Source organism: Streptomyces sp. NPDC051907 (assembly GCF_040681075.1).
Taxonomy (GTDB): Bacteria; Actinomycetota; Actinomycetes; order Streptomycetales; family Streptomycetaceae; genus Streptomyces.
Window position 1 is genome coordinate 1 of sequence record NZ_JBFAYB010000104.1, and the last position, 12,887, is coordinate 12,887.

Here is a 12,887-nt window from a genome sequence, read left to right on the forward strand (position 1 = left end):
GCGCCGAGCCTGCCGCTCTGCGCTCCGCCAGGGCCGACTGAGGGGCCCTCCCGAACCACTGCGGGTTCGGGAGGCCCCTTCCGTGTGTCTGTGCGCCTTCTGGAAGCGCTGTACGCCGCCTGGGCGCGCCTGGCGACTGCCTCTAGGGCCGACGTGCGGACGTCACCCGGTACACGTCGTAGACGCCCTCCACGCCCCGTACCGCCTTCAGGACGTGTCCGAGGTGCTTGGGGTCGCCCATCTCGAAGGTGAAGCGCGAGGTGGCCACCCGGTCGCGGGAGGTCTGCACGGCCGCCGAGAGGATGTTGACGTGCTGGTCGGACAGGACGCGCGTGACGTCCGAGAGCAGGCGTGAGCGGTCCAGCGCCTCGACCTGTATGGCCACCAGGAAGACGGAGGACTGGGTCGGGGCCCATTCGACCTCGAGGATCCGCTCGGGCTGCTGCGAGAGCGAGTCGACGTTGACGCAGTCCGCGCGGTGAACCGATACGCCGCTGCCGCGGGTGACGAACCCGATGATCGGGTCGCCGGGCACCGGCGTGCAGCAGCGGGCGAGCTTGACCCAGACGTCCTCGACGCCCTTGACCACGACGCCCGGGTCCGCGTTGGCCCGGCGCTTGCTGCGGCTGCGCGACGGCGGCGTCGACTCGGCGATGTCCTCGTTGGCCGCCTCCTCGCCGCCGAGGGCCTGCACCAGCTTCTGGACGACGCCCTGCGCCGCCACATGGCCCTCGCCGATCGCCGCGTACAGCGACGAGATGTCGGGGTAGCGCATCTCGTGCGCGAGGGTGACCAGGGAGTCGCCGGTGAGGATGCGCTGGATCGGCAGGTTCTGCTTGCGCATGGCCCGCGCGATGGCGTCCTTGCCCTGCTCGATGGCCTCCTCGCGGCGCTCCTTGGAGAACCAGGCGCGGATCTTGTTGCGGGCGCGCGGCGACTTGACGAAGCCGAGCCAGTCGCGGGACGGTCCGGCGCCCTCGGCCTTGGAGGTGAAGACCTCGACCAAGTCGCCGTTGTCGAGGGTCGACTCGAGCGGCACGAGCCGCCCGTTGACCCGTGCGCCTATGGTGCGGTGCCCGACCTCGGTGTGGACCGCGTACGCGAAGTCGACGGGCGTCGCGCCGGCCGGGAGCGCTATGACGTCGCCCTTCGGCGTGAAGACGAAGACCTCGTTGCGCGAGAGGTCGAAGCGCAGCGACTCGAGGAACTCGCTGGGGTCCTCGGTCTCCTTCTGCCAGTCCAGCAGCTGCCGCAGCCAGGCCATGTCGTTGACGGTGTCCTGGCCGTCGCCCTTGCTGTGCCGGGGGACGTCGGTGCGCACCTTGGAGGCGCCGGCGACGGCCTCCTGCTTGTACTTCCAGTGCGCGGCGATGCCGTACTCGGCGCGGCGGTGCATGTCGAACGTGCGGATCTGCAGCTCGACGGGCTTGCCGTTGGGACCGATCACCGTGGTGTGCAGCGACTGGTACATGTTGAACTTGGGCATCGCGATGTAGTCCTTGAACCGCCCGGGCACCGGGTTCCACCGGGCGTGGACGGTGCCGAGCGCCGCGTAGCAGTCGCGGACGGTGTCGACGAGGACGCGGATGCCCACCAGGTCGTAGATCTCCGCGAAGTCACGGCCGCGGACGATCATCTTCTGGTAGACGCTGTAGTAGTGCTTGGGCCGGCCGGTGACGGTGGCCTTGATACGGGCGGCGCGCAGATCGGACTGGACCTCGTCGGTCACTATGGCGAGGTACTCGTCGCGCTTGGGCGCGCGCTCGGCGACGAGCCGCACGATCTCGTCGTACATCTTGGGGTAGAGAATCGCGAAGGCGAGGTCCTCCAGCTCCCACTTGATGGTGTTCATGCCCAGCCGGTGGGCCAGGGGCGCGTAGATCTCGAGGGTCTCGCGGGCCTTCTTCTCCTGCTTCTCCCGCTTGAGATAGCGCATGGTGCGCATGTTGTGCAGCCGGTCGGCGAGCTTGATGACCAGGACGCGCGGGTCCTTTGCCATGGCGACGACCATCTTGCGCACGGTCTCGGCCTGCGCGGCCTCGCCGAACTTCACCTTGTCCAGCTTGGTGACGCCGTCGACGAGGAGGGCGACCTGGTCGCCGAAGTCGCGGCGCAGGGTGTCCAGGCCGTACTCGGTGTCCTCGACGGTGTCGTGCAGCAGCCCGGCCATCAAGGTCGCCGGGTCCATGCCGAGCTCGGCCAGGATGGTGGTCACGGCGAGGGGGTGCGTGATGTACGGGTCGCCGCTCTTGCGCTTCTGGCCGCGGTGCCAGCGCTCGGCGACCTGGTAGGCGCGCTCGATCTGGCGGAGCGTGGCGGTCTCGATCTTGGGGTCGTTGCTGCGGACGATCCGCAGCAGCGGTTCAAGGACCGGGTTGTACGGGGAGGAGCGCTGGACGCCCAGCCGGGCCAGCCGGGCGCGCACCCGGTTCGAGGAGCCGCCGGTGCGGGGCACGGACGCCGGCACCGGCTTGGGCGCGGGCGTGGGCCGGGACGCGGGCGTGGGCTTGGGGGCGGTGACGAGGGGGGCCGCCCCGTTCGCACGCCCTGGCTCTGCCTTCGGCTTCTCGGCTGGCTTGTTCTCGGGCGTGACGGCGGCTGCCGCGGCCTTGTCGGCCTGCTGGCCGGGCTGCGCGGCGGCGGGGTGGGCCTCGTCTGGCAAGAGCGCTCCTCGTGCGGTTCCGGGTCCCCCGGTCAGGCCCGGAGAGCCCATGGTATCGACCTCGGGGTGCGGGTGCTCACGAGGCTGTCGGTCCGGACATGACAGGAGTGGCCGGCCGCGGCGCCTGGGCCTGGCCTCCCGTCACCGCGCGCGTCGGCGCGACCGCGCTGCGCGGTCGGGCGGAATCCGGCCGGCCGGGTACGACTAACGCCCCGGGGTCTTCCCCGGGGCGTTGGTCGTCGATCGGTGTACGAGGTCAGAGCGTGATCAGCGCGTCCAGCGGCGCACCGTGCAGCGCCGGCTCCAGACGGGCGCGCCCGCCGAGGAACCCGAGCTCCATCAGCACGCCGACGCCCGCGACCTCGGCGCCGGCGCGCCGGATCAGCTCCACCGAGGCCTCGGCCGTGCCGCCCGTGGCGAGGACGTCGTCGATGACCATGACGCGGTCGCCCGCGCTCAGGTCCTCGGCGTGCACCTCGATCTCGGCGGTGCCGTACTCCAGCTCGTACGCCTGGGACAGGGTGGCTCCGGGGAGCTTGCCCGCCTTGCGTACGGGGATGAAGCCGACGCCGGCGCGGACGGCGACCGGCGCGGCCAGGATGAAGCCGCGGGCCTCCAGGCCGACGATCTTCGTGGCCCGGTGCCGGGCGCACAGCTCGGCGAGCGCCTCGGTCAGCGCCGTGAACGCCTCGGGGTCCGCGAGCAGCGGGGTGATGTCCTTGAACATCACCCCCGGCTTCGGATAGTCCGGGACGTCACGGATGCGGCTGAGCAGGAGCTCCTGCGCGGCGATGGCCATCAGCGCTTCCCCGAGGGGCGGCCCCGGCCGCGACCGCGGGGGCCGACGACCGCGGCGGCGGGCGCCTCGGCCTGCGGCTCGTCGGCGCCGTCGTACTCGTCCTCCGGCGACTCGCCCTTGGCCGCGGCGGCCGCGCGCTTGGCCAGCACCCGCTTCTTCAGGGCCTTCATCTGCGGCTCGCGCTCCTTGAGGTCGGCGACGAGCGGCGTGGCGATGAAGATCGAGGAGTAGGCGCCGGCCGCGAGGCCGACGAACAGCGACAGCGAGATGTCGTTGAGCATGCCCGCGCCCAGGACGCCGCCGCCGATGAAGAGCAGACCGGCGACCGGGAGCAGCGCGACGACCGTGGTGTTGATCGAGCGCACCAGGGTGCTGTTGATGGAGCGGTTGGCGACGTCGCTGTAGGTCCAGCGGGTCTGCTTGGTGATGTCCTTCGAGCCCTCCTTGAGGGAGTCGAAGACGACGACCGTGTCGTAGAGCGAGTAGCCGAGGATCGTGAGCAGACCGATGACGGTTCCGGGCGTGACCTCGAAGCCGACCAGCGCGTACACGCCGACGGTGATCGTGATGTCGTGGATCAGGGCGATCAGCGCCGCGACCGCCATGCGCCACTCGAACGCGATCGCCAGATAGACCACCACGAGGATCATGAAGATCCCGAGGCCGGTCCATGCCTTGTTGGCGATCTGCTCGCCCCAGCTGGGTCCCACGAGCTCCGCGTTGATCTTCTCGGCGTCGACCTTGAGGCTCTCGGAGAGCTCGGTCTTGACCTTGTCGGCCTGCTGGGTGTCGAGCTCGCTGACCTGGATGCGCAGTCCGCCGTTGCCGAGCTCCTGGACGATCGCGGGGTGGCCGGAGGCCTCCTCCGCGGCTTCCTGGGCCGCGGCGACCGAGACGCTCGTCTTCGGGGCGTTGAAGACGGCGCCGCCCTTGAACTCGATGCCCATGTTCAGGCCCTGCACCGCCAGGCCGAGGATGGCGGTGATCGTGATCAGGATGGAGAGGCCGTACCAGATCTTCCGCTTGCCGATGAAGTCGTAGCCGACCTCGCCGCGGTAGAGACGGGCGCCGAGATTGCCGAGTCGGGACATCTCACGCCTCCTTCGGGTCGGTGGGGGCGGAGGCGCGACGGGAGCGGCGCAGCGGGGGCTTGGCGCCCAACCGCTTCGGGTCCAGTCCGGACCACGGGTGGCCGTCCGCGAAGAACTTCTTGCGGGCCACGATCGTCATGATCGGCTTGGTGAAGAAGAAGACCACGACGACGTCGAGCACGGTGGTCAGGCCGAGCGTGAAGGCGAAGCCCTGGACCTTGCCGACGGTGACGATGAACAGCACCGCGGCGGCGAGGAACGACACGAAGTCGGAGACCAGGATCGTGCGCCGGGCGCGCGGCCAGGCGCGCTCGACGGCCGGGCGGAGCGTACGGCCCTCGCGGATCTCGTCCCGGATCCGTTCGAAGTACACGATGAACGAGTCCGCTGTGATGCCGATCGCCACGATGGCGCCGCAGACCGCCGGCAGGTTCAGCGCGAAGCCGATGCCGGGGCCGAGCAGAGCCATGATCGTGTAGGTCAGGATCGCCGAGACGAGGAGGCTGAGGATCGCGATCAGCGCCAGGCCGCGGTAGTACACGACCAGGTAGATCATGACCAGCGCCAGGCCGATCGCGCCGGCGATGAGGCCGGCCTTCAGCTGCTCGCCGCCGAGGGCGGCGGTGACGGTGGTGACGCTCTGCTCCTCGAAGGAGAGGGGCAGGGCGCCGTAGGACAGGATGTTGCCCAGGTCCTGCGCCGACTCCTGGTCGAAGCTGCCGGAGATCTGGGCGTTGGCGCTCAGGGTCTGCCGGACCGAGGGCGCGGAGACGACCTCGCCGTCGAGCACGATCGCGAACCGGTTCATCGGGTCCTGCTGCTGCGACAGCCGGCTCGTGATCTTCTGGAACTTCTTGGAGCCCTTGTCCGTGAACTCCATGTCGACGACCCACTGGCCGCTCTGCTGGTCGATCTGGGCGCTGGCGTCGTCGACGTCCTTGCCGTCGACCTCGGACGGGCCGAGGATGTACTTCTCCCAGCCGCCCGCGGGGTCCTTGCCACAGGCGACGACCGTCTCGGTCGGCTTGACGTTGTCGCCGAGCGCGCCGCGGGCCTTGTCGTTCTTGCAGTCCAGCTCGGTGAACTGCTTCTCGAGCTTGGCCTGGGCCGGGTCGGCGGGCGGCGTCGCGTCCGGCTTCGGCGTCCCGGACGGCTTGGGCTTGCCGGACTCGGTGGCGGACGGAGTCGGCGACGGCGCCTTGAGGGCGTCGGTGACCGCGCGGCCCTGGGTGGTCGGCGAGGCCGTGGGGGATCCGGACGGCGCGCCGGCCGACGGCTTGTCGGACGCCTTGGGGTCCTTGGGCTTGTCCTTGTCGGACGCCGAGGGGCTCGGGGCGGGCTGCTGAGCCGTGGGACCGCCGGGGGCGACCGTCAGCACGGGCCGGAAGTAGAGCTGGGCGGTGGTGCCGACCTGCTCACGGGCCTGCTGGGAGTTCGTCCCCTTGGGGATGTTGACGATGATGTTCCGGTCGCCCTGAGTCTGCACCTCGGACTCGGTGACGCCCAGACCGTTGACACGGCGCTCGATGATGCCGACCGCGGTGTTCATATTGGTCTCGTTGACGGCGTTCTCTTTGCCGGGCTCGCTCTTGGCCTCGAGCGTGATGGTCGTACCGCCCGCCAGGTCGATACCCAGTCGCGGCGTGAGCTGATTCGCCGCGAACATGCCGCCTGTCAGGGCGACCATGGCGATCAGGATCAGTACCAGGGCGCGCCCCGGCTTGCCCTGAGCCCCCGCGGGCTTTCGGCCCCTATTCGGTGCTGCCACCTTCTCGTTTCTCCCTGTCCAACCGCCCCGCGCCGGGTACGCGCCGGGGCGGCCACGAAGTGTTGTGGGGACCTGCCCCCGCAGAAGGGTAGACACGGCCGGGGACCGGCGGGCGCCGGTGGGCGCGCCGCGGTCCCCGTGCGTGACTACTTAGCGTCGGTCTCGCCGTCAGCCTTGCCGTCCTTGGGCGCCTCGGCCTCGGGCTTCTTGCCCAGGTCGATCTTCGCGTCGTCCGCCGGCGCGGTGTCCGCGGCGTCGGTCAGCGAGGAGGCGTCGTCGGGCACGACGGGGCCGTCGGCCTTGAGGTCGTCATCGCCGTCGCCGTGCACGATGCGGTTGTACTCCTCGTCGGACAGGACGGCGCCGATGGCGTTCTTCGCGAACACCAGGTGGACGCCGGGGGCCGCCTCAAGGAGGACCGTGTCGTGGTTGACCTCCTTGACGGTGGCGTAGAGGCCGCCGATGGTCCGCACGCCGGTGCCGGGCTGCATCTGGTCACGCATCTGCGCGGCCTGCTGCTGCTTCTTCTTGGCGGAGCGGGTCATCAGGAACATGGCCCCGATGAGCACGATGAAAGGGAGGAGGGTCAAGATATTCACGGCGGGGAATTCCTTCGCACGACCGCGCTGATGAACGGCCTGATCTACGGGGGTGGGCAGCCGACCCTGGAAGGGTGGCATCGGCGGAGTCTAAATGAGTCCGCATCAATGGAACAACGCCCAGCATCGCACCGTGGTTCCTGACCGGGCGAGTCTCCGCGCCGTCACGCCCCGAAGAGCCCCTGCTGACCGCCCGCCCCGGGCTGCTGCTGAGGCGGTACGAGCCCGAGGTGGGCCCAGGCGGCCGGGGTGGCGACGCGGCCCCTGGGCGTCCGGGCCAGCAGCCCCTCCCGCACCAGGAAGGGCTCGGCGACCTCCTCGACCGTCTCGCGCTCCTCCCCCACCGCCACGGCCAGCGTCGACAGGCCGACCGGACCGCCGCCGAACAGCTTGAGCAGGGCCTGGAGCACCGCGCGGTCGAGGCGGTCGAGCCCGCGGCCGTCCACCTCGTACACCCGCAGGGCCGCGGAGGCCACCTCACGGGTGATCCGGCCGTCGACCTTGACCTGGGCGTAGTCCCGCACGCGGCGCAGCAGGCGGTTGGCGATGCGGGGCGTGCCGCGGGAGCGGCCGGCGATCTCGGCGGCTCCCTCGGCGTCTATCTCGACGTCGAGAAGCTGCGCGGAACGGTGGATGACCCGCTCCAGCTCGGCGGGGTCGTAGAACTCCATGTGCGCGGTGAAGCCGAAGCGGTCGCGCAGCGGGGGCGGCAGCAGTCCGGCCCGGGTGGTCGCGCCGACCAGGGTGAAGGGCGGCAGCTCCAGCGGGATGGCGGTGGCGCCCGGGCCCTTGCCGACGATCACGTCGACGCGGAAGTCCTCCATCGCCATGTAGAGCATCTCCTCGGCGGGCCGGGACATGCGGTGGATCTCGTCGAGGAAGAGGACCTCGCCCTCCTGGAGGGAGGAGAGGATCGCGGCCAGATCGCCGGCGTGCTGGATGGCCGGGCCGGAGGTGATCCGGATCGGGGCGTTCATCTCCGCCGCGATGATCATGGAGAGGGTGGTCTTGCCCAGTCCGGGGGCGCCGGAGAGCAGGACGTGGTCGGCGGTCGCCCCGCGCGCGAGGGCCGCTTTCAGGACGAGGTCGAGCTGCTCGCGCACCCGCTCCTGGCCCACGAACTCGTCCAGCGACTTCGGGCGCAGCGCCGCCTCGACGGCCTGGTCCTCGCCGTCGGCCGAGGCCCCCACGAGCCGGTCGGCGGGCACCTCGGCGCCGAGAGGGGCGGTGGTCGATGCGGTGTCGTCCCAGTTCACAGTGGATTGCCTCGCGGGGTCAGCGGGTGCGGTTCAGGGTCTGAAGGGCGGCCTTGAGCAGTTGGCCCACGTTCGGCTCGGCGCCGGCGGCCTCGGCCTTCGGGGCGACGGCGGCCACCGCCTCGTCGGCCTCGCGTGCGGCGTATCCCAGCCCGATCAGGGCGGCGTGCAGCTGGTCGCGCCAGGAGGCGGCGACGGCCGCGCCGACGCCCTGCCTGCCGATGTGCGCGCCGAGCGGCTCGCCGAGCCGGTCCTTCAGCTCCAGGAGCAGTTTCTGGGCGCCCTTCTTGCCGATGCCGGGGACGGCGGTCAGCGCCTTCTCGTCGCCGGTCGCGACGGCGACCCGCAGCGCGTCGGGGGCGTGCACGGCGAGCATGGCCTGAGCGAGCCGGGGGCCCACCCCGCTCGCGGTCTGCAGCAGCTCGAACACCTGGCGCTCGTCGTCGTCGGCGAAGCCGTAGAGGGTGAGCGAGTCCTCCCGGACGACGAGGGAGGTGGCGAGCTTGGCCTCCTGGCCGATGCGCAGCTCGGCGAGGGTGTTCGGCGTGCACTGGACGGCCATGCCGACGCCGCCGACCTCGACGACCGCCGTCGTGGGGGCGAGGGCGGCGACCGTGCCGCTCACAAAGGCGATCATGCGGTACGGCCTTTCGATGCGTGCAGGGCGACTGCCTGCTGGAGGCGATTGTGCGCGGGGGCCCGCCAGATGTGGCAGATGGCGAGGGCGAGGGCGTCGGCGGCGTCGGCCGGCTTGGGCGGGGCGTCCAGCCGCAGCAGCCGGGTCACCATCGCGCCCACCTGCGCCTTGTCGGCCCGGCCGCTGCCGGTGACGGCGGCCTTGACCTCGCTGGGGGTGTGCAGCGCGACCGGGATGCCCCGGCGGGCCGCGCAGAGCATCGCGACGGCGCTGGCCTGGGCGGTGCCCATGACCGTGCGGACGTTGTGCTGGCTGAACACCCGCTCCACGGCGACGTATTCGGGCTGGTGCGCGTCGAGCCACTGCTCGATGCCCTGCTCGATGGCGACCAGCCGGTCGCCGAGCTCCGCGTCCGCGGGCGTGCGCACGACGCCGACGCCGACCATCGTCAGCGGACGGCCCGCGACGCCCTCCACCACGCCGACGCCGCAGCGGGTCAGTCCTGGGTCCACCCCGAGCACGCGCACGCCGCCCCTCCTTCGCTCGTCCCCGGCTGCCGCCGGAGAGGTTCCCCCTGTTCGTGCAGGCTATCGGCTGCCGCTGACAACGCGACGGGCCGACGGGGGTGTGTCCCGTCGGCCCGTGCTGTCGCCCGTCGCTGAGCGCGTGTCAGGCGTCGACCTTCTCCATGACCTCGTCCGAGACGTCGAAGTTGGCGAAGACGTTCTGCACGTCGTCGCTGTCCTCCAGCGCGTCGATCAGCTTGAAGATCTTGCGCGCGCCCTCTTCGTCGAGCTCGACCTGCATGGTCGGGACGAAGTTGGCGTCGGCCGAGTCGTAGTCGATGCCGGCGTCCTGGAGCGCGGTGCGGACCGCGACCAGGTCGGTGGCCTCGCTGAGCACCTCGAAGGTGTCGCCGAGGTCGTTGACCTCCTCGGCGCCCGCGTCGAGCACCGCGCCGAGCACGTCGTCCTCGGACAGCTCGCCCTTGGGGACGATCACGACGCCCTTGCGGTTGAAGAGGTACGAGACCGAGCCCGGGTCGGCCATGGAGCCGCCGTTGCGGGTCATGGCGACGCGGACGTCGGACGCGGCGCGGTTGCGGTTGTCGGTGAGGCACTCGATGAGCACCGCGACGCCGTTCGGGCCGTAGCCCTCGTACATGATCGTCTCGTAGTCGGCGCCGCCGGCCTCGAGACCGGCGCCGCGCTTGACCGCGGAGTCGATGTTCTTGTTCGGGACCGAGCTCTTCTTGGCCTTCTGGATGGCGTCGAAGAGCGTCGGGTTGCCGGACACGTCGGCGCCGCCCGTGCGGGCAGCCACCTCGATGTTCTTGATCATCTTCGCGAAGAGCTTGCCGCGCTTGGCGTCGATCACGGCCTTCTTGTGCTTCGTCGTAGCCCATTTAGAGTGGCCGGACATCTGCCTGTCTCCTTCGCGTAACCAATTCTGCGTCGTTCGGCAGAGATCCTACCGGGATCGGCTCAGCCGGCCGCGCGCACCATGTCCACGAAGAGGCCGTGCAGTCGGTGATCGCCGGTCAGCTCCGGGTGGAACGACGTCGCCAGGACGTTGCCCTGCCGTACGGCGACGATGTGGCCGCCGTGCTCGGCGAGCACGTCGACCTCGGCGCCGACCGACTCCACCCAGGGGGCGCGGATGAAGACGCCCTCGACGGGGGTGTCCACGCCCTTGACGGCCACTGCCGCCTCGAACGACTCGTTCTGCCGGCCGAAGGCGTTGCGGCGGACGATCATGTCGATGCCGCCGAGCGTCTCCTGGCCCGAGCGCGGGTCGAGGATCTTGTCGGCGAGCATGATCAGCCCGGCGCAGGTGCCGTAGACGGGCAGGCCCGCGGCGATCCGCTCGCGCAGCGGCTCCATCATCCCGAACAGGTTCGCGAGCTTGGACATGGTCGTGGACTCGCCGCCCGGGATGACCAGGCCGTCGACCTCGGCGAGCTCCTCGGGGCGCCGGACCGGCCTGGCCACGGCGTCAGCCGAGGCCAGGGCGATCAGGTGCTCCCGGACGTCGCCCTGCAGAGCCAGGACACCGATCACGGGAGTGGTCATCACCAGCCCCGGTTCGCGTAGCGCTCGGTCTCGGGCAGGGTGTCGCAGTTGATGCCGACCATGGCCTCGCCGAGGTTGCGGGAGGCGTCCGCGATGATCTTGGGGTCGTCGTAGAAGGTGGTGGCCTTCACGATGGCGGCGGCGCGCTTGGCCGGGTCGCCGGACTTGAAGATGCCCGAGCCCACGAAGACGCCCTCGGCGCCGAGCTGGCGCATCAGCGCGGCGTCGGCGGGGGTGGCCACGCCGCCGGCGGAGAACAGCACGACCGGCAGCTTGCCGAGCTCGGAGACCTCCTTGACCAGCTCGTACGGGGCGCGCAGATCCTTGGCGGCGGCGTACAGCTCGTTGTTGTCGAAGCCGCGCAGCTTGGCGATCTCGTTCTTGATCTGGCGCAGGTGGCGGACGGCCTCGACGACGTTGCCCGTGCCGGCCTCGCCCTTCGAGCGGATCATGGCCGCGCCCTCGGCGATGCGGCGCAGGGCCTCGCCGAGGTTGGTGGCACCGCAGACGAAGGGGGTGGTGAAGGCGAACTTGTCGGAGTGGTTGACCTCGTCGGCCGGGGTCAGGACCTCGGACTCGTCGATGTAGTCGACGCCGAGGGACTGCAGGACCTGGGCCTCGACGAAGTGGCCGATGCGCGACTTGGCCATGACCGGGATGGAGACGGCCTCGATGATCTCCTCGATCATGTTCGGGTCCGACATCCGGGCCACGCCGCCGTCCTTGCGGATGTCGGCGGGGACCCGCTCCAGGGCCATGACGGCCACGGCGCCCGCGTCCTCGGCTATCTTCGCCTGCTCGGCGTTGACCACGTCCATGATCACACCGCCCTTGAGCTGCTCGGCCATGCCGCGCTTGACGCGCGCGGTGCCGGTCTCGGGGGCCTGGGGAGTGGTGGGAAGGATGCTGGACACGGATGACCTCACTCGGTGAAAGAAGTTGATGCCTCACCGATGGAACATTCGAGGACCAGTCCACAGCAAGGGCCAATAGGGAGCCGGTGGATCGTTTTGTCAGGTCACAGGGTGGACTGACCTGCGAGTCAGTGGCCTGGTGGTCCGGTGACCTGCGAGTCGGCGGCTGGGGCGGACCGGTCGTCTGCGGGTCGGTCGTCTGCGAGTCGGCGGCTGGGGCGGACCGGTCGTCTGCGGGTCGGTCGTCTGCGAGTCGGCGGCTGGGGCGGACCGGTCGCCTGCGGGTCGGTCGTCTGCGAGTCCGTCGCCTGCGAGTCAGCTGCCGGGGCGGTCGGCGAGCGCGACCGGCGGCTCGTCGTCCATCTCGAAGGCCAGCGGGAACGGCGCGTGGCCGGCGAGGCGGAACCAGCGGACCTTGCGGTGCCGGCGCAGCGCCCGCGCGGCGCGCACGGCGTCGTTGTGGAACCGGCGGGCCATGGGGACACGGCGTACGGCATGGGCGAGCTCTCCCGCGGCCTCCTCGCCGCCGGGGACCTCGCGTACGGCCTCCACCTGGGCGGCCTCCCCGAAGACGGCCCGCAGGGCGGCGCTGAGCTCGCTCTCGGCGACCTCGCGCTGCTCCTCCTCGGCCTGACGGGCGGCGTGCGCGGCCTCGTACAGCACGATCGAGGCGGCGGGATCGAGGACGCCGGAGGTGGCGAGCTCCTGGGTGACCGAGGCGCGGCGCAGGAGCTGGGCGTCGAGGGCGGCGCGGGCGGCGTCGATGCGGGAGTGCAGGCGGTCGAGGCGGCCTGCGGTCCAGCTGAGGTAGAGGCCGATGGCGATGAGGCCGACGACGATCCAGATGAGGGTAGCGGTCACGGGCGGAAGGCTACCGGGAGTGACAGGGGGCTCGGCGGTCGGGCGGCGGGGGTGGGGTGTGCGGATGCTTGTGGCGGGGGTGTGCGGGCCCTTGCGAGGGGTGCTGCCCCGGACCCCGGCCGGACCCCTGGGACGGGGGGCGTGCGGGCCCTTGCGGGGGCGCTGCCCCCGGACCCCCGCGCCTCAATCGCCGGCGAGGCTGGATTTTGCGCCTCCGGCACGCCCGCG

At 71.0% G+C, this 12,887-nt stretch carries 12 protein-coding genes; all 12 read right to left on the reverse strand.

The genetic code is table 11. The features are described 5' to 3' along the window. Positions 1–142 precede the first annotated feature (142 nt). The 12 genes from AB0M39_RS34855 to AB0M39_RS34910 all read right to left on the reverse strand — a co-directional run bounded on the left by AB0M39_RS34855 (position 143) and on the right by AB0M39_RS34910 (position 12,659). Positions 143–2,662 (reverse strand): RelA/SpoT family protein, encoded by a 2,520-nt coding sequence (locus AB0M39_RS34855; RefSeq protein WP_365371000.1) that lies wholly within the window; start codon positions 2,660–2,662, stop codon positions 143–145. A 256-nt stretch (positions 2,663–2,918) separates the two neighbouring features. Beyond that, on the reverse strand, positions 2,919–3,461 hold the full coding sequence (locus AB0M39_RS34860) for an adenine phosphoribosyltransferase (protein ID WP_365371002.1): 543 nt from the start codon (positions 3,459–3,461) through the stop codon (positions 2,919–2,921). After that, positions 3,461–4,552, reverse strand: a complete 1,092-nt coding sequence (secF, locus tag AB0M39_RS34865; protein WP_365371004.1) for a protein translocase subunit SecF — start codon at positions 4,550–4,552, stop codon at positions 3,461–3,463. The genes AB0M39_RS34860 and secF overlap by 1 nt, the downstream gene beginning before the upstream one ends. Position 4,553: 1 nt before the next feature. After that, positions 4,554–6,320 carry a protein translocase subunit SecD gene (secD, locus tag AB0M39_RS34870; protein ID WP_365371006.1) on the reverse strand — a complete coding sequence of 589 codons (1,767 nt, stop codon included), beginning with the start codon at positions 6,318–6,320 and terminating at the stop codon, positions 4,554–4,556. A 146-nt stretch (positions 6,321–6,466) separates the two neighbouring features. Continuing rightward, a complete protein-coding gene (yajC, locus tag AB0M39_RS34875) occupies positions 6,467–6,919 on the reverse strand; it encodes a preprotein translocase subunit YajC (RefSeq protein WP_365371008.1) in 453 nt (150 codons plus the stop codon). Positions 6,920–7,083: 164 nt separating this feature from the next. After that, positions 7,084–8,175 (reverse strand): Holliday junction branch migration DNA helicase RuvB, encoded by a 1,092-nt coding sequence (gene ruvB / locus AB0M39_RS34880; RefSeq protein WP_365371010.1) that lies wholly within the window; start codon positions 8,173–8,175, stop codon positions 7,084–7,086. Between the two features lie 19 nt (positions 8,176–8,194). Beyond that, on the reverse strand, positions 8,195–8,812 hold the full coding sequence (ruvA, locus tag AB0M39_RS34885) for a Holliday junction branch migration protein RuvA (RefSeq protein ID WP_365371012.1): 618 nt from the start codon (positions 8,810–8,812) through the stop codon (positions 8,195–8,197). Further along, complete coding sequence (ruvC, locus tag AB0M39_RS34890) at positions 8,809–9,339, reverse strand: crossover junction endodeoxyribonuclease RuvC (RefSeq protein WP_365371014.1); 531 nt, start codon at positions 9,337–9,339, stop codon at positions 8,809–8,811. The genes ruvA and ruvC overlap by 4 nt, the downstream gene beginning before the upstream one ends. Positions 9,340–9,481: 142 nt before the next feature. Further along, complete coding sequence (locus AB0M39_RS34895) at positions 9,482–10,234, reverse strand: YebC/PmpR family DNA-binding transcriptional regulator (RefSeq protein WP_365371016.1); 753 nt, start codon at positions 10,232–10,234, stop codon at positions 9,482–9,484. Positions 10,235–10,296: 62 nt separating this feature from the next. Beyond that, positions 10,297–10,884: a pyridoxal 5'-phosphate synthase glutaminase subunit PdxT gene (gene pdxT / locus AB0M39_RS34900; protein WP_365371018.1), complete on the reverse strand. Its 588-nt coding sequence runs from the start codon at positions 10,882–10,884 to the stop codon at positions 10,297–10,299. After that, positions 10,884–11,732: a pyridoxal 5'-phosphate synthase lyase subunit PdxS gene (pdxS, locus tag AB0M39_RS34905; RefSeq protein ID WP_365371044.1), complete on the reverse strand. Its 849-nt coding sequence runs from the start codon at positions 11,730–11,732 to the stop codon at positions 10,884–10,886. The genes pdxT and pdxS overlap by 1 nt, the downstream gene beginning before the upstream one ends. 381 nt (positions 11,733–12,113) lie before the next feature. Next, on the reverse strand, positions 12,114–12,659 hold the full coding sequence (locus tag AB0M39_RS34910; RefSeq protein ID WP_365371020.1) for a hypothetical protein: 546 nt from the start codon (positions 12,657–12,659) through the stop codon (positions 12,114–12,116). Positions 12,660–12,887: the final 228 nt, after the last annotated feature.